General features: G+C 63.4%; 18 protein-coding genes and 1 tRNA gene. 4 read left to right on the top strand and 15 right to left on the bottom strand.

The window, feature by feature from the left end:
* Nucleotides 1–63 precede the first annotated feature (63 nt).
* The 7 genes from pheT to CR103_RS11675 form a co-directional block, all read right to left on the bottom strand.
* The gene (gene pheT, locus CR103_RS11705) at nt 64–2,490 is read right to left on the bottom strand and encodes a phenylalanine--tRNA ligase subunit beta (RefSeq protein ID WP_099916164.1); all 2,427 of its coding nucleotides are present in this window, start codon (nt 2,488–2,490) and stop codon (nt 64–66) included.
* Nucleotides 2,491–2,524: 34 nt separating this feature from the next.
* Nucleotides 2,525–3,541: a phenylalanine--tRNA ligase subunit alpha gene (gene pheS, locus CR103_RS11700; protein ID WP_099916163.1), complete on the bottom strand. Its 1,017-nt coding sequence runs from the start codon at nt 3,539–3,541 to the stop codon at nt 2,525–2,527.
* Between the two features lie 127 nt (nt 3,542–3,668).
* On the bottom strand, nt 3,669–4,028 hold the full coding sequence (gene rplT, locus CR103_RS11695; RefSeq protein ID WP_038493023.1) for a 50S ribosomal protein L20: 360 nt from the start codon (nt 4,026–4,028) through the stop codon (nt 3,669–3,671).
* A 27-nt stretch (nt 4,029–4,055) separates the two neighbouring features.
* Entirely contained in the window at nt 4,056–4,253 is a 198-nt protein-coding gene (gene rpmI / locus CR103_RS11690) for a 50S ribosomal protein L35 (RefSeq protein ID WP_099916162.1), read from the bottom strand.
* 287 nt (nt 4,254–4,540) lie between these two features.
* Nucleotides 4,541–5,065: a translation initiation factor IF-3 gene (infC, locus tag CR103_RS11685; protein ID WP_099916161.1), complete on the bottom strand. Its 525-nt coding sequence runs from the start codon at nt 5,063–5,065 to the stop codon at nt 4,541–4,543.
* Between the two features lie 37 nt (nt 5,066–5,102).
* Complete coding sequence (thrS, locus tag CR103_RS11680; RefSeq protein WP_099916227.1) at nt 5,103–7,010, bottom strand: threonine--tRNA ligase; 1,908 nt, start codon at nt 7,008–7,010, stop codon at nt 5,103–5,105.
* Between the two features lie 233 nt (nt 7,011–7,243).
* A tRNA-Val gene (locus CR103_RS11675) sits at nt 7,244–7,320 on the bottom strand.
* A 133-nt stretch (nt 7,321–7,453) separates the two neighbouring features.
* Between CR103_RS11675 and CR103_RS11670 the strand changes: the two genes are divergently transcribed.
* The gene (locus CR103_RS11670) at nt 7,454–8,395 is read left to right on the top strand and encodes a cation diffusion facilitator family transporter (RefSeq protein WP_099916160.1); all 942 of its coding nucleotides are present in this window, start codon (nt 7,454–7,456) and stop codon (nt 8,393–8,395) included.
* A gap of 123 nt (nt 8,396–8,518) precedes the next feature.
* Here CR103_RS11670 and CR103_RS11665 read toward each other — a convergent pair whose 3' ends face one another.
* The 7 genes from CR103_RS11665 to CR103_RS11635 all read right to left on the bottom strand — a co-directional run bounded on the left by CR103_RS11665 (nt 8,519) and on the right by CR103_RS11635 (nt 15,129).
* Nucleotides 8,519–8,881 (bottom strand): translation initiation factor Sui1, encoded by a 363-nt coding sequence (locus CR103_RS11665; RefSeq protein ID WP_099916226.1) that lies wholly within the window; start codon nt 8,879–8,881, stop codon nt 8,519–8,521.
* Between the two features lie 166 nt (nt 8,882–9,047).
* Nucleotides 9,048–9,683, bottom strand: coding sequence for a hypothetical protein (locus CR103_RS11660; protein WP_099916159.1), 636 nt, complete (start codon nt 9,681–9,683; stop codon nt 9,048–9,050).
* A complete protein-coding gene (locus CR103_RS11655) occupies nt 9,680–10,645 on the bottom strand; it encodes an MlaD family protein (protein ID WP_229443021.1) in 966 nt (321 codons plus the stop codon). Before CR103_RS11655 ends, CR103_RS11660 begins: the two co-directional genes overlap by 4 nt.
* Nucleotides 10,646–10,658: 13 nt before the next feature.
* The gene (locus CR103_RS11650) at nt 10,659–11,450 is read right to left on the bottom strand and encodes an MlaE family ABC transporter permease (protein WP_229443020.1); all 792 of its coding nucleotides are present in this window, start codon (nt 11,448–11,450) and stop codon (nt 10,659–10,661) included.
* A 155-nt stretch (nt 11,451–11,605) separates the two neighbouring features.
* Entirely contained in the window at nt 11,606–13,855 is a 2,250-nt protein-coding gene (locus CR103_RS11645; protein ID WP_099916158.1) for a RelA/SpoT family protein, read from the bottom strand.
* A 6-nt stretch (nt 13,856–13,861) separates the two neighbouring features.
* Nucleotides 13,862–14,212 (bottom strand): RidA family protein, encoded by a 351-nt coding sequence (locus CR103_RS11640; protein WP_099916157.1) that lies wholly within the window; start codon nt 14,210–14,212, stop codon nt 13,862–13,864.
* A gap of 38 nt (nt 14,213–14,250) precedes the next feature.
* Nucleotides 14,251–15,129 carry an alpha/beta fold hydrolase gene (locus CR103_RS11635; RefSeq protein ID WP_099916156.1) on the bottom strand — a complete coding sequence of 293 codons (879 nt, stop codon included), beginning with the start codon at nt 15,127–15,129 and terminating at the stop codon, nt 14,251–14,253.
* A 149-nt stretch (nt 15,130–15,278) separates the two neighbouring features.
* On the opposite strand from CR103_RS11635, the gene CR103_RS11630 reads away from it, so the two are divergent.
* From CR103_RS11630 to CR103_RS11625, 3 genes are all read left to right on the top strand, one after another.
* Nucleotides 15,279–16,073, top strand: a complete 795-nt coding sequence (locus CR103_RS11630) for a 3-hydroxybutyrate dehydrogenase (RefSeq protein ID WP_099916155.1) — start codon at nt 15,279–15,281, stop codon at nt 16,071–16,073.
* Nucleotides 16,074–16,291: 218 nt separating this feature from the next.
* Nucleotides 16,292–16,462, top strand: a complete 171-nt coding sequence (locus CR103_RS22665; RefSeq protein WP_180279360.1) for a hypothetical protein — start codon at nt 16,292–16,294, stop codon at nt 16,460–16,462.
* Nucleotides 16,459–17,034 (top strand): amidohydrolase family protein, encoded by a 576-nt coding sequence (locus tag CR103_RS11625; RefSeq protein ID WP_099916154.1) that lies wholly within the window; start codon nt 16,459–16,461, stop codon nt 17,032–17,034. The genes CR103_RS22665 and CR103_RS11625 overlap by 4 nt, the downstream gene beginning before the upstream one ends.
* A 299-nt stretch (nt 17,035–17,333) precedes the next feature.
* On the opposite strand, the gene CR103_RS22660 is transcribed toward CR103_RS11625, so the two are convergent.
* A partial coding sequence (locus CR103_RS22660) for a hypothetical protein (protein WP_099916153.1) occupies nt 17,334–18,351 on the bottom strand: 1,018 nt, incomplete at its 5' end.

Below are 18,351 nucleotides of genomic sequence, written 5' to 3'. Positions count from 1 at the left end.
AATCAACGTCGTTGTTATTAATTTTGCTGCCCTGCCTTATCAATCAAACGTTTTTAAACAAGCTTACTTACGCATGGTTGCGTGGTGTTTTTGCCCGGCGGCGGCGGCCATCGCCATCATCAGCGCATCGACCGCATCGTCCTGCAAGGTGGTTTGAGTATCTTGCAAGCTAAAGCGGAATGCAAGGCTTTTTTCATCTGCCTCCACCCCTTTGCCGCGATATTCATCAAATAAAACAATGGCTTGCACGATGTTTCCCGCAGGATTTGAATGCTTCTCAGCAATGAAAGCGTCCATCACGTCTTGCGCGGCAACGTCTTGCTTGACTACCAGCGCGAGATCGCGGGTGGCGCCCGGGAACTTCGAGATGTCGTCGTATTTCGGCGTCAAGCGTTGCTGCAGTGCCAGCACGTCGATCTCGAACAGGACCGGCGCCTGTGCCAGCTCGTATTTTTGCAACCAGCGCGGATGCAGTTCGCCAATGAAGCCGACCGGCTTGCCATCGAGTTCGATGGCGGCCGAACGTCCCGGATGCAGCGCCGGGTGATCGATTTTCACGAAGCGCGGCAGCATCGGGGCGAACATCGCCTCCAGGTCGGCCTTGACGTCGAAGTAGTCGATGACGCGGGACGGCACGCCCCACTGCTCGTCAAGCGCCGGGCCGTAGGCCATCGCCGCGAGCCGCTTCGGCTGGTCGAAGCCGGCGATCGACAGCGCGCCGTCGAGCGCGAATGGATTACGCTGGAAAATGGCGCCGATCTCGAACACGCGCACCCGGCCCGCCTTGCGGTTCAGGTTGTAGCGCACATTGGCCACCAAGCTGCCGATCAGCGACGAGCGCATCACGTTCATCTGGCTGGCGATCGGGTTCTGCAATTTGATCGGGTCGCGGTTAGCAGAAAAGTCAGTTTCCCAAGCCGCGTCGACGAAGCTCATGTTGACCACTTCCTGGTAGCCGAGGTCGGCCATGCGATGGCGCATCGCGAACAGCGAGCGGATGTGCTCGGGCGCGGCGATCATGGCGCTGGCCGCTACCGGCGGGCGCGCCGGGATGTTTTCAAAGCCGTACACGCGCGCTACTTCCTCGATCAGGTCTTCCTCGATCTCGATGTCGAAGCGGTACGACGGCGCCGTCACCGCGAACTGGCCCGGCTGCTGCGTGAACGGCAGGCCCAGGCGGGTGAAGATGTCGGCGACGACCTCGTCGGTGAGCGGCACGCCGATCACTTTTTGCGCGCGCGCCGTGCGCAGCATGACCGGCGAGCGTTGCGGCAGGTTGACCGACTGGTCGTCGACCGGGCCAACCACCGTGTCGGCGGTGCCGCAGATTTCGACGATCAATGCGGTGATGCGCTCGATGTGCTCTACGGTGGTGGCGAAATCGACGCCACGCTCGAAGCGGTGGGCCGCATCGGTCGAGAAATTGAAGCGGCGGGCGCGGCCCTGGATCGCGTTCGGCCACCAGAATGCCGCTTCCAGGTAGATGTTGTCGGTGTCGAGCGAGACGGCAGTGGCGTCGCCGCCCATGATGCCGGCCAGCGACTCGATCTGGCGCTCGTCGGCGATGACGCCGACCCAGTCGTCCACCGCGACCGTGTTGCCGTTCAGGAGTTTGAGCGACTCGCCCTTGATGCCCCAGCGGATGTCGAGGCCGCCGTGGATTTTATCCAGGTCGAACACGTGCGACGGCCGGCCCAGTTCGAGCATGACGTAGTTCGAGATGTCGACCAGCGCCGACACCGAACGCTGGCCACTGCGCTCGAGGCGCTGGACCATCCACGCCGGCGTTTGCGCCTTGGCGTTCAGGCCGCGGATGACACGCCCGGTAAAGCGCCCACACAGGTCCGGCGCGCTGATTTTCACCGGCAGCACTTCGCTGCCGTTGACCGCCACGCTGCGGCTGCTTGGGGCCACCAGCGCCGCCCCGGTCAGCGCCGACACTTCACGCGCCACGCCTAGCACCGACAGGCAATCGGCCTTGTTCGGGGTCAGCTTGATGGTAAATTTCAAATCGTTGAGCGCCAGGTAGTCGCGAATGTTCTGGCCCACCGGCGCATCGGCCGGCAGCTCCATCAGGCCGCCGGCGTCATCCGACAATTTCAGCTCTTTCGCCGAGCACATCATGCCCTGCGACTCGACCCCGCGCAGCTGGCCGACCTTGATCTCGAACGGCTTGCCGTCGGCGCCGGGCGGCAACAGCGCACCGGCCATCGCGCAGACCGCCTTCATGCCGGCGCGCACGTTCGGCGCCCCGCAGACGATGTTGAGCAAGCTGCCGGTGCCGACGTTGACGGTGCACACGTTGAGACGGTCGGCGTTCGGATGGCGCACCACTTCCAGCACTTCGGCGACGACCACGTTCGAAAACGGCGGCGCCACCGCCTCCACTTCTTCGACCTCGAGGCCGGACATGGTGAGCAAGTGCGACAGCTCATCCGACGTCATCGAAGGGTTGACCATGGTGCGGAGCCAGTTTTCTGAAAATTGCATATGCGTGCCTTGCTGCGAATAGTTTGCGGAAAATTTAATTAAACTGCTTCAGGAAACGTAAATCGCCCTCATAGAACAGGCGCAAGTCGTTAATCCCGTAGCGCAGCATCGTCAGGCGCTCGAGGCCGGAGCCAAACGCGAAGCCGATGTATTTTTCCGGATCGAGGCCGAAGTTGCGCACCACCGTCGGGTGCACCTGGCCGGCACCCGACACCTCCAGCCAGCGCCCCTTGAGCGGCCCGCTGCCAAAGGCGATGTCGATCTCGGCCGACGGTTCGGTGAACGGGAAGTACGACGGCCGGAACCGCACCTGCAAATCGTCGGTCTCAAAAAAGGCCTTGACGAAATTGAGGTACACGCCCTTCAGGTCGGCAAAGCTGATGTCCTCGGCAATCCACAGGCCTTCGACCTGGTGGAACATCGGCGAGTGGGTGGCGTCGCTGTCGACGCGGTAGGTGCGGCCCGGGGCGATTACCTTGATCGGCGGCGTATGCGTGCGCGCATAGCGCACCTGCATCGGGCTGGTATGGGTGCGCAGCAGCAAAGGCTTGCCGGTGCTGTCGTTGCCCTCGATATAAAAGGTGTCCTGCATCGAGCGGGCCGGATGGTTTTCCGGGCTGTTGAGGGCGGTGAAATTGGTCCAGTCGTTTTCGATTTCGGGGCCGTCGGCGACGTCGAAGCCGATCGAGCGGAAGATTTCCTCGACCCGCTCCCAGCTGCGCATCACCGGATGGATGCCGCCGATTGAACGGCCGCGTCCCGGCAGGGTGACGTCGATCGCCTCCGCGTTCAGGCGCGCTTCGAGCTGGGCGTTGGCGAGCGCGTCGCGGCGCGCGCTCAAGGCGGCCTCGACCTGCACCTTGGCGGCGTTGATCAGCGCGCCCTGGATTTTTTTCTGGTCCGGGTCCAGCTTGCCCAGGCCCTTCATCTGTTCGGTAATCTGGCCGCTCTTGCCAAGATACCTGGCCTTGGCGTTTTCGAGTGCGGCAGCGTCTTCGGCGGCGAGAAAATCAGCCTGCGCGGTGACGACGAGTTGTTCCAGGGAGTTCATGCTGTGTGGTTTCCTGTCGGGGTGCGACGCGTCGGCGGCGCCACAATCAAAAACGGGGCACAGGTTTGAACCTCTGCCCCGCTCTTTTTACGCCACCCGCAGGCGGCGCTTGACAATCGATCGCTGCTTACGCGGCGATCTTTGCCTTGACGGCGTTGACAATCGCGGCAAAAGCCGGCTTGTCCATCACTGCCATATCGGCCAGGACTTTACGGTCCAGTTCGATAGAGGCTTTCTTCAAGCCGTTCATGAACACGCTGTACGTTACGCCATGCTCACGGGAAGCGGCGTTGATACGGGCGATCCACAGGCGGCGGAATACGCGCTTCTTGTTGCGGCGATCGCGGTAAGCGTATTGGCCAGCGCGCATGACTGCTTGCTTGGCAACACGGTACACCTTGCTGCGGCGACCACGGTAGCCTTTAGCTTGGACAAGAATTTTCTTATGACGGGCACGAGCTGTAACCCCACGTTTTACTCTAGGCATAGTAACTCCTTAAATTGAGTGGTGAGATTAAGCGGTTGGCATCATGCGCATGACGGAACGTACATCCGCAGCGTCGACGTTCGTGATTCCGCGCAATTGGCGCTTGCTCTTGGTCGTTTTCTTGGTCAGGATGTGACGCTTGAAAGCGTGGCCCGCTTTAACGGTTCCACCTGGACGCACGCGAAAACGTTTTTTCGCAGAGCTTTTGGTCTTCATTTTAGGCATAGCAGTTCTGTCCTGTAGACAGCTCCATTATAGGATTGCAGGTGGCAACAACTCGCTGCGCTTAGATGCCTGCTTTCACATTATTTCCATTCCCCTGAAGGAAGGAAGCCGCGGATTATAGCACGGCACCCGGACTGGGGTCGGACCGTTTTTTCTTTCTGGGCCTGACACCGGCTTTGTTGGCTGAAAGCCACCAAAAAAAACAAAGCGGATGAGATGACTCACCCGCTTGCGGTCCTGAACCGGGCTCAGGCCCCTTAAAAGCAAAACCGGGCCTGACCCTGGCGTTATGCCTTCTTCTTTTTCGGCGACAGGATCATGATCATCTGGCGGCCTTCCATCTTCGGGAATTGCTCGACCTGGCCGAACGGCTCAAGATCTCCCTTCAGGCGTTCGAGCATGCGAAAACCGATGTCCTGGTGGGCCATTTCGCGGCCGCGGAAGCGCAGCGTGATCTTGGTTTTGTCGCCCTCATCGAGGAACTTGATCAGGTTGCGCAACTTGATGTTGTAGTCGCCATCATCGGTACCCGGACGGAATTTGACTTCCTTGACCAAGATGATTTTCTGCTTCAATTTCGCTTCGTGAGCCTTCTTCTGCTCCGAATATTTGAACTTGCCGTAGTCCATCAGGCGGCATACCGGCGGCTGCGCGGTTGGCGCAATCTCTACCAGGTCGACGTTGGCCTCTTCAGCCAGACGAAATGCTTCGGCGAGGCTCACAATGCCGAGCGGCTCGTTTTCGACCCCGGATAAACGCATTTCGGGGGCCGTGATTTCGCCATTGATGCGATGCGACTTGTCAGTAGCTATGGTGTTTCCTTATAAAGTCTGGTAATTCGGCCATGCTTTACGCTTTGGATGCGATCTCTTGCTTGAGACGCTCCACGAGGGCATCGACGGACATCACACCCAGATCGATATTGCCACGTGCTCGCACGGCCACAGTGTTTGCATCCCGCTCTTTATCGCCTATCACGAGGATATACGGCAATTTTTGGACAGAATGTTCACGTATTTTATAGGTTATTTTCTCGTTCCGCAAATCAGCGTGAACCCGGAACCCGCTTTTTCGTAACTGATCAGCAACACCTTGCGCAAACTCAGACTGCGCGTCGGAAATATTGAGCACCGCGACCTGCACCGGCGCCAGCCACAGCGGCAGGGCGCCGGCGTGGTTTTCGATCAGGATGCCAATAAAGCGCTCCATGGAACCGACGATCGCCCGGTGCAGCATCACCGGCACCTTGCGTGTGTTGTCGACCGCGACGTATTCGGCGCCAAGCCGGCCCGGCATCGAGAAATCGACTTGCATGGTACCGACCTGCCAAGGGCGGCCGAGACAATCCTTCAGGTGGTATTCGATTTTCGGGCCGTAAAACGCGCCCTCGCCCGGCAATTCGGTCCACTTGACGTCACAGGCGCCGAGCGCCGAACGCAACGCGGCCTCAGCTTCGTCCCACACGTCGTCCGAGCCGATCCGGTTATCGGGGCGCAACGCGATCTTGATGTCGATGCTGTCGAAGCCAAAATCCTTGTACACCTCCATCGCCTGCGCATGGAAGGCGATCACTTCCGGCGCGATCTGCTCTTCGGTGCAGAAAATGTGGCCGTCGTCCTGGGTAAAACCGCGCACGCGCATGATGCCGTGCAGCGCGCCGGACGGCTCGTTGCGGTGGCACTGGCCGAATTCGCCAAAGCGCAGCGGCAGGTCGCGGTAACTCTTCATGCCGGCGTTGTAAATTTGCACATGACCGGGGCAGTTCATCGGCTTCAGCGCATACGAGCGGTTTTCCGACTCGGTCGAAAACATGTTCTCGCGATAGTTCTCCCAGTGGCCGGTCTTTTCCCACAGCGTGCGGTCGAGGATCTGCGGCGCCTTTACTTCCTGGTAGCCGTTGACCTGGTATTTGTGGCGCATGTACTGCTCCACCTGCTGCCAGATAGTCCAGCCTTTCGGGTGCCAGAACACCAGGCCTGGTGCCTCGTCCTGGAAGTGGAACAGGTCGAGCTGCTTGCCCAGCTTGCGGTGGTCGCGCTTTTCCGCTTCTTCCAGGTTGTGCAGGTACAGTTCCTGGTCTTCCTTTTTCGCCCAGGCGGTGCCGTAGATCCGCTGCAGCATTTCGTTCTTCGAGTCGCCGCGCCAGTAAGCGCCGGCCAGCTTCATCAGCTTGAACACCTTGATCTTGCCGGTCGACGGCACGTGCGGGCCGCGGCACAGGTCGGTGAAGTCACCCTCCGCATACAGCGACACGTCTTCGCCGGCCGGGATCGAGGCGATGATCTCGGCCTTGTAGGCTTCGCCGATTGACTTGAAGTAGGCCACCGCCTCATCGCGCGGCATGACGGTGCGCGTCACCGGCTCGTCTTTCTTGGCCAGCTCGGTCATCTTCTTTTCGATCGCCGCCAGGTCGTCCGGGGTGAACGGGCGCTTGTAGGCGAAGTCATAATAAAAGCCGTTTTCGATGACAGGACCGATCGTCACCTGCGCGTCCGGGTACAGCGACTTGACGGCATAGGCCAGCAGGTGGGCGGCGGAGTGGCGAATCACGTCGAGGCCTTCGGGGTCCTTGTCGGTAATGATGGACAGGTCGGCGTCGGCATCGATCAGGTGCGACGTATCGACCACCTTGCCGTCGACCTTGCCGGCCAGCGCCGCCTTGGCAAGGCCGGTGCCGATGCTGGCGGCAACCTGGGCTACGGTGACCGGGCCGTCATACTCGCGGGCGGAACCATCGGGAAGGCGGACTGAGATCATGCTGTTCTCCATCTGGCGCAAGGCGCCGAATAATTGGTAATGATTGGTAATAATTGGCAATAAGAGGAAAATCGAAAATGCGAACGAAAAAAAGCGCGGGCTAGCCGCGCTTGATCTTTTCGTTGAGCGAAAGAATCCACCTCGACTAGCGTCGCTGGAACAACTCCGTCGTAGTTCGCGGTGTCATAACCATGGTGCCTTTCTCACTCTTATATTGCTATGCTGCCAAATTCTGGTGGGCGGTGAGGAATTCGAATCCCCGACCCCTTGGATGTCGACCAAGTATTCTAACCAGCTGAACTAACCGCCCGAAGACCAGCATTATAGAGAGGCGATTCGGGAATGACAAGGGCTATTTTTGGGATGGGCGCAAAGTCCAAGACAAGCGTGGGCATATCAGAAATCCATTACACTTCGCCTCTATCGATCGTCATCGCCGCCATATGCAACCACCCGCTCCCGCCCCCTCTTCCGCCCACCTGCACGCCCACCGCGCTGGCGACGCCAAAAATGCCCACTTCGCCCCCGCGCGCAGCCAGAAAGCGCTGGCCTGCGCGCTGGTGCTGACGTTGCTGTTTGCCGTCGTCGAAGTGGTCACCGGGTTCATCTCGAACTCGCTGGCCCTCATTTCCGACGCCGGCCACATGGTCACCGACGCCGCCGCGCTGGGTCTCGCGCTGCTGGCGCAGCTGATCGCCAAGCGCCCGCCGTCGGCCCGTCACTCGTTCGGCTTCGGCCGCGCCGAAGCGCTGGCCGCCTTCGTCAACAGCCTGGCGATGCTGGCCCTGGTATGCTGGATCGTGTTCGAAGCGGCGCGCCGCTTCGCCCATCCGGAAGCGGTGCAAGGGGCGGTGGTCATGACGGTGGCAACGGTCGGCATCGCCATCAACCTGCTGGTGGCCTGGATGCTGTCGCGCGACCACCAGAACATGAACACGCGCGCAGCGATGGTCAACGTGATGGGCGATCTGCTCGGCTCGGTCGCCGCGGTGGTGGCCGGCGCCGTCATCTATTACACCGGCTGGATGCAGATCGACCCGCTGCTGTCGGTATTCGTTTCGCTGCTGATCTTGAAATCGACCGTCGCCGTGCTGCGCGAGTCGTACCACTTCCTGATGAAGGGCGTGCCCGAGCAGATCGATTACCTCCAGGTGGGCGCCGACCTGGCCGCGCTGGACGGTGTCAGGTCGGTGCACGACCTGCACATCTGGGAGATGACGCCAGGCGAACCGGCCTTGACCGGCCACCTTGAAATTGCCGACCTGGCGTCCTGGCCGCAGGTGCTCGAAGCGGTGCAGGCCATGCTGCTCGAAAAGCACGGCATCGACCACGTTACCTTGCAACCGGAGCCGCCCGACGCGCCCCCCTCCTCCCTGTCAATGTAAGCGCGCCTTGTAAGCCTCGATACCGTCAACGGCCAGTGCCACGAGTTCGACGTGATATACGCGATGCCGGGCGAAGAGGCGCGCTCCGCACTGGTGATATCGCCGTCGACGCGCACCAGGCCATCAGCCGCCTGCCCGCTTCGGGCTATGGCCGTAGCTTTTCAACGTCGCCATCACCAGGTCGCAATGGTCGCCCTGCACTTCGATAACGCCATCCTTGACGGTCCCGCCGCAACCGCAGGCCGTGCGCAATTGCTTGCCCAGCACAGCCAGCGCGAGCGGATCGAGGGCCAGCCCTTTGACAACGGTCACGCTCTTGCCGCCGCGCCCCTTGGTCTGGCGCGACACTTGTACGACGCCATCGCCACCAGGGACGGCCTTGGCCCGCGTCTTGCAGGCGCACTGCGCGAGCGCCTGGCGGCAATCGGGACAAACCCGCCCGAGTTCGGTGGAATACACAAGGCCGCCTTGGGAACCGCTTTTCATCATTTGCTTGCCCGAAAAAGTTTAAAAAATAGGTCGCGCGGCACGACTTTGCAGACCGCAAGAAGGTGTTCGAAGGTCTCCAAGGAAAAAAGGCAGCATCGGGACCAAGGTTGTGTAGCCCTTGCAATCACCGCGGCGAGACTGGCAATTTGGCCATCCAAGCTGGTCAGCGCGACGACGCCAGTGCGATGCGCCGTTCGATCCGTGCCAGTTCGACCATATCGCCGATGGCTTTCGCGCGCTGCGCCGCTATCCCCAGCCACGCCAGCAAGGGCCGGCGCCAGCCCTGGGTCGAGGCGGTGTCGGTGGCGGTGACGATATCGATTGGCCCGATGCGTCCGGCCTGCAGCATGGCACCGGCCGCGACCAGCCGCGACAACGGGTCGGCCACGCCGGCCAGACTGCCGGTACCGCTGGCGATCGGGCGATGCTGCTCGGGAAGCAGCGCCGCATCGAGCCCTTGCCACTGTCCCGCCAGAAAAGCCGCGTAGGCCCGGTGTGCCGCACCGGCATCGCGCGCCAGCGGCGCAAATCCTTCGCACTCGCCGCCATCGATGCTGGCCGTTTTCACCGCGCAGCGCACCAGTTCGGCGTGCGCGACCAGGTCGGCGCGTCCGGTGCCCGTCATCTCGCGGCGCGCGCGCGCAAAATCGACCGCGGCGATCGCGCTGTCGCCTTTTAAATAAGCGTCGCTGAAACTGTCGAGCGCGCCGGTGGCGTTCGGCCGCCACGACGGCTCGACCTGTTTGGCGGCGCAGGCGGCCAGCATCGCAGCGAGCAAGCAAGTGGCGATCGTCTTCATGGCAGTTTTAACTCCGATTTGTGGGCAAATGGCCATTTCCGATTGATCTCGTCGACCAGCCGCGAGGCCTTGCGCAGGCTGCTGTCGACTTCGGCGCGCAGCACCCCCAGATCGTCCGTGGCGACGCGCGCATTCTTGCCGACCGCCTGGGCCTCGGCCAGCACGGCGTCGAGTTTTTTCAGGCTGGCGCTGGCGCCTTGCAACACGGCGTTCAGCTGGACGACAGCCGCTTGCGTGTCGTCGGCGATACCTGCTTTGCCGAACACGCGGCGGTCGGCGCTGGCCAGCAGCGCGTTGACCCGGTCCAGCGCCAGCATTGCCTTGCGCGCCTGCTCGTCGCCGCCCAGCGCACCGCCCAGCAGCCCGTATTTGCCGCCCATCCGGTTGGTTGCGGCCTGCACATTGGCCAGGCTGGCGTTCAGGCTCGAGTCCAGGCGCGTCATCGCCTCCAGATTTTCAAGCAATGTGCGGGCGCTGGCCACCAGCTTGGGAATCTCGGCGCCGGTGTCGCCGCGCAGTACCGTGCGGGTGGCGCCGTCCGGCAGCGGCGGGTCGGTCAGGATCCCGGTGTAGGCCTTGATCTTCGGATCGCCAACCAGCCCGCGCTCGAGCGTAAACACGCTCGACACGCGCAGCCAGTTGGCGTCCTTGCGCGGCACGTCGACCAGGATACGGGCCTTGCCGTCCGGCGCCAGCTCGACCCGGCGCACGCGGCCGACCGCAAAACCGGCGAACGTCATGTCCATGCCGGGGATGATGCCTTCCGAATCGTCCGACACCAGCACCAGGCGCTGGGTGACTTCGAACACGCCGCGCGCGTACATCACATACAGCAGGAAAGCGGCAATGAGCGACGTCATCAGGACCAGCAGGATAACCGCCTTGATTTCGATATGCGGCGGCGCGGCCATGGCCACGTCGGTTTGTGCGTCAGTTGTTGCATGGATGGCCGGATCGGTCATGGCGGGTCTTCCTTCAAAAGTATTTGACGGCCAGCGACGCCGCCTCGATCACCGTCAGCACGAACAGCAGGCGCACCGCGCCGGGCTGCGTGGTCGACTCCCCATTTCTGCCAAAGCGCTGGATTTCCATCATGGCGGCGGCGGGAATCACCGCCACGGCCAGGCCGAACAGCAGCGTCTTGATGCCGAAGCCGATCGCGACCGTGGGCTCGAATACGCGCCCGACCGTGCGGGTGTAGTCGTCCAGCCCCCACGGCGAGAGGCCGTACACATTCAGGTAAGCGAGCACCAGCACCAGCACGCTGCTGACAATGGCCAGGCTGAGCACCGCGAACGCGTTGCCGGACACTTCCGCCACCAGGTTACGCCGCAGCCGCCATGCCGCTTGCTCGGACCGGTCCGAAGCGAGCGGATCGAGGACGGCGGCATTGAAGGCCATCCCCGCGCGCAGCGCCACGAACATCGCCGCGGCCAGCGGAATGAGTTCGAGCACCAGCACCCGCACCACCATTTCGAGGCCGAAGCGCGACAGGCCGTAACTGAGCGCGGTCACCAGCACGATGCGGATGATTACCAGGCTGATCAGCGCCGACAGCGCCGTGAACCAGGGCAAAACCTGCCAGGCGCCGAGGTAGATCTGGCGCGCGGTGGCGCGGCGATGCTCGCGCGTATAGGTCGACGGCGAAAACGCCAGCACCAGCGCGATGGCGCCGAGCAGCAGCATGCGCCACCAGCTGGCGGCGTAATGCGCCAGCTGGTGGCGCCACTGCTGCGGTTTTGAATAGAGGAAGGAATTGTTCGGCATGCGTGGATGATAACTCGGCCTCGCAAAGGCGGGCTCGCCGTTTGTCGCCGTTTGTCGCCGATTGCAGCAGGAACCAGCGCTGCGCTGTGAGCGCGCAATTGCCCCCCGCCTTGGCGAGGACAAGGGCAAGGGCGCTTGTGCCAACCACTGTTCTCTCAATGGCGCCGCGCTTGCTGCACCCCGCCCACCTCCATGATCGCCAGCAAGGCTTTCTGCAACTGGGCGGTCGAGCCGATTTCGGCGGTGAACGTCATGCGCGCCTGGCCTTTCGTACTTTGGGTATTGACGCCGATAACATTGATTTTCTCGCGCGAAAACACTTCGGAGATATCGCGCAGCAAACCCTGGCGGTCGCCCGCGAGGATGAACAGATCGATCGGGTAGACCGTGTCCTGCCCGGCGCGTCCCCAGTCGGTGTGGATCACGCGCTCGGGCGCCTTGCGCCGCATTTCGGCAAAATTCTTGCACGTGGCGCGGTGGATCGACACGCCCTGGCCGCGCGTGACGAAGCCGACGATGCCGTCCGGCGGCGCCGGCTTGCAGCACCTGGCCAACTGCGTCATCAGCCCTTCGGTGCCGACCACCAGCACCCCCGATTTGGCGCCCTGTTCGACGCTCGACGCGCGGCTCTTGTTCAGCACCACCGCGTCTTCGGGTTCGGCCGCCTCGCCGTTGTCGTGCAGCGCCTGCTCGACGTGGCGCAGGCTGAATTCTTCCTTGCCAACCGCGACGAACAGGTCGTCGACCTTGGAAAAGCCGAGTTTATGCGCCAGCGCTTCGAGGTTGACGGCGGTCTTGCCTTCGCGCTGCAGCGACTTTTCCACCAGCGCGCGGCCGTGGGCCAGCGTTTCCTGCAAGTCGATGGCGTGGAACCAGGCGCGTACCTTGGCGCGGGTGCGGGTGCTGGCGGTGTACTCGGCATTGAGCCAGTCGCGCGACGGGCCGGCGGTGCCGGGCGCGCCCTTGGCGGTGATGATCTCGCAGGTCTGGCCGTTGCGCAGCGCCGTATTGAGCGGCACTATCACGCCGTCGACGCGCGCGCCCCGGCAGCGGTGGCCGACCTCGCTGTGCAGGTAGTAGGCGAAGTCGATCGGCGTGGCGCCGACCGGCAACTCGAGCACGCGCGCCTGCGGTGTCAGCACGAAAATACGGTCGTCGAGGGTGGTCGACTTGAGTTTTTCGACCCATTCGCGTTGGGTGTCTTCCTGCACGACGACGGCGTCGGCGACGTCGCTCTTCCACGCCAGTAGTTGGCGCAGCCAGGCGATTTTCTCGTCGTACTTTTGGCCCTTGAAGTCGGAGCCGCCCTCTTCCTTGTAACGCCAGTGGGCGGCGACGCCGTACTCGGCAAAGCTGTGCATTTCTTTTGTGCGGATCTGGACTTCGAGCGGGCGGCCGTCGTCGGCGGTGACGACCGTGTGCAGCGACTGGTAGCCGTTCGACTTGGGCCGCGAGATATAGTCGTCGAACTCGTTGGGGATCGGTGTCCAGATATTGTGCACCAGGCTCAGCACCGCGTAGCATGCCTTGTCGTCGGCGACGATGACGCGGAAGGCGCGCACGTCGTAGAGGTCGGTAAAATCGAGCTCCTTGCCGCGCATCTTGCTCCAGATGCTGTAGATGTGCTTGGGCCGGCCGAACACCTCGGCCGCGATGCCGGCCGCCGCCAGTTCGTTTTGCAGCCGCGTGATGGCCGACTGCACGAAGCCTTCGCGCATCATGCGTTTTTCTTCGAGCATCTTGGCGATGCGCTTGTAGGTTTCCGGCTCAAGAAAGCGGAATGACAAGTCCTCGAGCTCCCACTTCAGCTGCCAGATGCCGAGCCGGTTGGCGAGCGGCGCGTACAGGTCCATCGTCTCGCGGCCGTAATCGCGCGTCATGTCGTTGAACAGGCGCTGGTCGGCAAAATAGCGCAGCGTCGTCACGCACGAAGCCAGGCGCACCAGCACCACCCGCATGTCGCTGGCCATCGCCAGCAGCATCTTGCGCAAGGTTTCGACCTGGGCCACCGCCTGCTGGGCGGCGCCCTTGCCGCGTCCGACCGGCTGCTGGCCGCCCTGGCCGACGGTCATGTCGCGCAGCCGGATCAGCTGGCGCACGCCCGTCACCAGGTCGGTCACTTCACGGCCGAAGCGCGTCTCCAGCCCGGCCGCCGCGGCCGGTTCGATTACCGTCATCTCGAACATCAACCCGGCGATGCGGGTTTCGGCATCGCTGCGCAGGAAGGCCAGCGTACTGGCCACGCCAACTGAAAACTCCAGCGCGCCCTGGCCGGAAGTACACAGCTTGTCCTGGTAGGTCTCGGTCGCATGCGCCAGCGCCGCTTCGACCCGTGCGCTGTCCTCCGGCCCCAGGCCCTGCACCAGTTCAGCCGTTGCGCTACCGAGCGCAGCAATGGCGACCACGCCGCCCTAGCGCAGGGCCGCGGTGACGACGATCTCGACCAGGCAGGCCGGATCGGCCAGCTTCGCCTCGACCGTCGCGCGCGGCGGTGAGTGACCGCCCGTCACCCATTCGTCCCACACCTCGTTCATGCCGGCAAAATTGGCCATGTCGGTAATAAAAATCTGGCACATCAAGATGCAGCTCTTGTCGCTGCCGGCCTCCATCAGCAAGCGGTCGACGTGATCGAGCACCTCGCGCGTCTGGCCAACGATGTCGGCCGCCGTGTCGACGGCGACCTGGCCGGCCAGATAGACGGTGCCATTGTGGATCGCGGCTTCGGACAAGCGTTTGCCAACGTGCAGTCGGGTAATTTCCATGGTATTCAATTGCCTTTTGTAGTAGTGGTAAGAGGGTATCAGCCGACCAGGAACTTGCGAGCGATCGCGATCTGGTCGGCATGGATGAAAGTCGGCGCGTGGCCGGTGTTGGCAATCTCGACCAGCTGCGGCTTCGGGCCGCGCGTCAACATCTGCTGCGCCGTCGCATGCGATAGCAGGTCGGAATTGGCGCCGCGCACCAGCAAGGTCGGGCAGCGGATCGCATCGTAGGCGGCCCACAGCATTGCCTCGTCAGCCTTGGCTTTTTCCGCCGTGGCGCCGCGCAGCGGTTCGGCCAGGCCCATGTCGTAGTGGCGCACCCACTGGCCGTCGTCGCCTTCGCGCAGCACGTCGGCCGCCAGCTTGTGCCATTGTTCGTCGGTATGCTCGCCGAACGACGCCGACACTTCGCGCACGAACGCGGCGCCCTCGGCGAAGCTGGCAAAACGCAGGTCCTGGGCAATATAGTCGCCGATGCGCCGCAGCGCCACCGGGTCGAGCGTCGGGCCGATGTCGTTGAGTACCAGTTTGCCGATCGGATTATCCGGCAGCGATGCCAGCGCCATGCCGATCAGGCCGCCCATCGACGTGCCGAACCAGTCGACCTTGCCGCTGGCTGAGTTGGCGGTGACGCGGGCGACCAGCGTCACCATGTCGCTGACGTATTGCGCGATCTGGTACAGCTGCGAATTGCCCAGTTGCCCGGAGCGCCCGCGCCCGACCACGTCTGGACATATCACGCGGTAATGGTCGGACAGCGCACGCGCCAGTGCGTCGAAATCGTCGCCGACGCGGGTGACGCCGTGCACGCACACCAGCACGTTCGGGTTGTCGGCCTCGCCCCATTGCTTGTACGCCATGCGGTGCAAGCCCGCCGGCGAGATGCATTGCACTGATTTAAATGTTGTTGCGGTCATGCCGGCTCCCAGGTTCGACGCGGTGCTTCAATTTTTTCCAGAACCGACATTTTACCGGGCGTTGCGATTAAAATCCTATTCACGTGGTGCCTGTCGCGCTGCAACCTTCTGTTATCTCCTATCCAGCCCCCTTTTTTTTCGAGGAAACAATGAAAAGCAGCATGTTAAGCGGCAAGACGGCACTCGTGACCGGTTCGACTTCCGGCATCGGCCTGGGCATCGCCCGCTCGCTGGCCGAGCAAGGCGCCAACATCATCTTCAACGGTTTCGGCGACGCCCAGATGATCGACAAGCTCTACAACGACATCGGCGTCGAGTTCGGCGTTGGCACCGCGTATCATAATGCGGACATGTCCAAGCCGGCTGACATCGAAGCGATGATGGGGTTTGCCTTCGAGAAGTTCGGCGGCGTCGACGTGCTCGTCAACAACGCCGGTATCCAGCATGTCGCCAACATCGAAGACTTCCCGGCCGACAAGTGGGACGCGATCATCGCCATCAACCTGACTTCGGCCTTCCACACCTCGCGCCTGGCGCTACCCGGCATGAAGCGGAACAACTGGGGCCGCATCATCAACCTGGCATCGGTCCACGGCCTGGTTGGATCGGCCCAAAAGTCGGCCTATGTGGCGGCCAAGCACGGCCTGGTCGGCTTCACCAAGGTCACCGCGCTCGAAACCGCCCACACCGGCGTCACCTGCAATGCGATCTGCCCGGGCTGGGTCCTGACCCCGTTGGTGCAAAAACAGGTCGACGACCGCGCCGCCAGGGAAGGCATCAGCAATGAGGCGGCCAAGAAGGCGCTGCTGGCCGAAAAACAGCCGTCGGGCGAATTCGTGACGCCTGAGGAACTGGGCGCGCTGGCAGTGTTTTTCTGCAGCCCGGCCGGCGACCAGGTGCGCGGCGTGGCGTGGAACATGGATGGCGGCTGGGCCGCGCAGTAACGCTTCAATGGCCGTCCTCGCGCACGGGAAACGCATGCCCCCCAGTTTGCGCGATAAGCTGAGCAACTTTTAACGGACCAAGCCGGGCGTTGTCGCTGCGCCCGGGAAATTGGGTCCCCGCATCCGCGAGGACGACGGTCTTTAAGTCAGCGCAGAAACTGCATTTGTCTTCAGCTATGATTGCCCCTTCCCCATTCGGAAGGACCACGACGCGCTTATTGCTGATTTCCCTCTCGCTGCTTGCATCGCTGGCCCATGCGGCCGAACCGCGCCCCGTATTGCTCACCGCCGAGCGCGTCTGGACCGGCGAGGGCGAAGCACACATGGGCTGGGCGGTGCTGGTCGCGCAGGGCCGCATCCAGGCGGTCGGCCCTGCCGCCGGCAAATGAAGGCGATGGTGCAGGCGGCCCGCGTCACCGGCCGCAAGGTCGCGGTCCACGCCAGCACCGACGAGCCGACGCGCATGGCGGTGCTGGCCGGCGCCGACACGATCGAACACGGCTATGGCATCACGGAACCCACTTTCCGCCTGATGGCCGAGCGCGGCACTGCGCATATCCCGACCTTGACCGCGCCGGAAGCGATCGGCGAATATTTTCAAAAGCATGTGCGCGGCGGCGCGCCGACCACCGCCATGCAGCAGGCGGCGCAGGCGTTCCGGCTGGCGCGCAAAGTCGGCGTAATCATCGGCAACGGCAGCGACGTCGGCGTGTTCGCCCACGGCAGCAACGCGCGCGAACTTGAATGGATGGTCCGGCTCGGCATGACGCCGCTTGAGGCGCTGCGCGCCGCCACCACGGTGGCCGCCGCGATCCTCGGCAAATCGAACGAGCTCGGCCAGCTCAAGCCATCGATGCTGGCCGACGTCGTCGCGGTCGATGGCGACCCGACTCTTGACGTCAACGCGCTGCGCAACGTCGGATTTGTCATGAAGGGCGGCGTCATTTATCGTCGGCCGTAGCGCTGCGGCAAATCAGGGATGCGTCAATACGGCGCCTGACATTCGACCATGTCAATGCCGGCACGGCGCGCCTGCCGGTGCGCACGACCGCGCAGCCATTGAATCGGCTCAATCGTATATTGGCGGATTGCGCCCTGACGTGGTCCGATCACCGCCATCGACTAGGAGCGGCCATCAACCACGCCATTGTGAGAATTTCGACTTCCACGACCACGACCACGTCCACGACGTGGCGGTGGCCGCCGGCGACGACGAAACCGCGGCGCGCAGCAAGGGCCTGGGGCCAGACCTGACCCGTGTCAGCCGCAGGCCTTGCGTAGCGCCTGCACCTGGCCCTGGCGCAGCTTGTCGATGGCATTCTGCCGTTGCGACGTTTCGAATTGCGCATACCGTTGCGCCGCCAGCGCAAGGTAACCGCAGGCGGCGGCGATCTGGTTGGCGCGCAGGCCGATTTCACCGGTCTGCTGCCACGCCAGCGCGCTTTCGCGCAGTTGATGGGCGTCGGCCGGATCCTTCTCGGTCTGCGCCAGCAGTTGCCCCAGGGCCTGCTCGGCCGCGGCGTAGGCCTTGGCCGGCGTGCCACGCGGCTGGATGTGCGCGTCGAGCAAGGCGATGCGCGCGCCGACATGGGAATCGATTGGTGTGCCCGCGCCGCGCGCCAGCGCATGCAGCGCGGCCAGCGAGGTAACGGCGTCGCGTCCGTGGCGCTGCAGGTTCTGCACCGCAGCGCGCGCCATCTGCAGCTCGATCAGGCCGGCACGCACGCCGGCATCAGCCGGGCGGGCGCGCAGTTGCGCCGCGTAGGTGGCATGCGCCGGCGCCAGTTCCTGCTCGGCAGCGGGGTAGTCGCCGGTCGCCATCAGCGCCCAGGCCAGCGCCGAGTGCGCATCGGCGACGTCGCGCTCGGCGACGTCGCTGCCCGCCTGTTTCGCCGCCAGTTCTTCGCGCAGCGCCAGCGCCTTGCGCATTTCGGCCAGCCCGTCGGCGCTGCGGCCCTGTTCGACCAGGACGGCGCCGAGCTGGCCGCGCGCGACGCCGAACTCGCGCCGCGAGCGCACATCGTCGGCGTTCTGCATTAGCTGTTTTTCGGCCAGGCCGAGTGCCATTGCCGCCGCCTGGTGCGCAGCCGGCAGGTCGCCGGCGCCGCGCCGCGCCGCGGCCAGCTGCAAGTAGGTCGCGGCGCTGGCCACCGGCTTGGCGGTGGTGGCGGTGGCGGCGGTGGCGGCCGGGGCGGCGCGCTGTTCGGCCGCAGCTCGCGCCTGGTCGGCCTCGCGCGCATGCCACAGCGCGGCGACCGTGACGGCCACCAACGAACCG

Source organism: Massilia psychrophila (assembly GCF_002760665.1).
Taxonomy (GTDB): domain Bacteria; phylum Pseudomonadota; class Gammaproteobacteria; order Burkholderiales; family Burkholderiaceae_D; genus JAFCUW01.
This window is presented reverse-complemented; position numbering and strand designations above follow the sequence as displayed.

What these genes read in the sequence shown, in the direction of transcription:
- pheT (WP_099916164.1), bottom strand. Translation starts at nt 2,490, where the DNA reads ATGCAATTTTCAGAAAACTGGCTCCGCACCATGGTCAACCCTTCGATG.
- pheS (WP_099916163.1), bottom strand. Translation starts at nt 3,541, where the DNA reads ATGAACTCCCTGGAACAACTCGTCGTCACCGCGCAGGCTGATTTTCTC.
- rplT (WP_038493023.1), bottom strand. Translation starts at nt 4,028, where the DNA reads ATGCCTAGAGTAAAACGTGGGGTTACAGCTCGTGCCCGTCATAAGAAA.
- rpmI (WP_099916162.1), bottom strand. Translation starts at nt 4,253, where the DNA reads ATGCCTAAAATGAAGACCAAAAGCTCTGCGAAAAAACGTTTTCGCGTG.
- thrS (WP_099916227.1), bottom strand. Translation starts at nt 7,010, where the DNA reads ATGATCTCAGTCCGCCTTCCCGATGGTTCCGCCCGCGAGTATGACGGC.
- CR103_RS11670 (WP_099916160.1), top strand. Translation starts at nt 7,454, where the DNA reads ATGCAACCACCCGCTCCCGCCCCCTCTTCCGCCCACCTGCACGCCCAC.
- CR103_RS11665 (WP_099916226.1), bottom strand. Translation starts at nt 8,881, where the DNA reads ATGAAAAGCGGTTCCCAAGGCGGCCTTGTGTATTCCACCGAACTCGGG.
- CR103_RS11660 (WP_099916159.1), bottom strand. Translation starts at nt 9,683, where the DNA reads ATGAAGACGATCGCCACTTGCTTGCTCGCTGCGATGCTGGCCGCCTGC.
- CR103_RS11655 (WP_229443021.1), bottom strand. Translation starts at nt 10,645, where the DNA reads ATGACCGATCCGGCCATCCATGCAACAACTGACGCACAAACCGACGTG.
- CR103_RS11650 (WP_229443020.1), bottom strand. Translation starts at nt 11,450, where the DNA reads ATGCCGAACAATTCCTTCCTCTATTCAAAACCGCAGCAGTGGCGCCAC.
- CR103_RS11640 (WP_099916157.1), bottom strand. Translation starts at nt 14,212, where the DNA reads ATGGAAATTACCCGACTGCACGTTGGCAAACGCTTGTCCGAAGCCGCG.
- CR103_RS11635 (WP_099916156.1), bottom strand. Translation starts at nt 15,129, where the DNA reads ATGACCGCAACAACATTTAAATCAGTGCAATGCATCTCGCCGGCGGGC.
- CR103_RS11630 (WP_099916155.1), top strand. Translation starts at nt 15,279, where the DNA reads ATGAAAAGCAGCATGTTAAGCGGCAAGACGGCACTCGTGACCGGTTCG.
- CR103_RS11625 (WP_099916154.1), top strand. Translation starts at nt 16,459, where the DNA reads ATGAAGGCGATGGTGCAGGCGGCCCGCGTCACCGGCCGCAAGGTCGCG.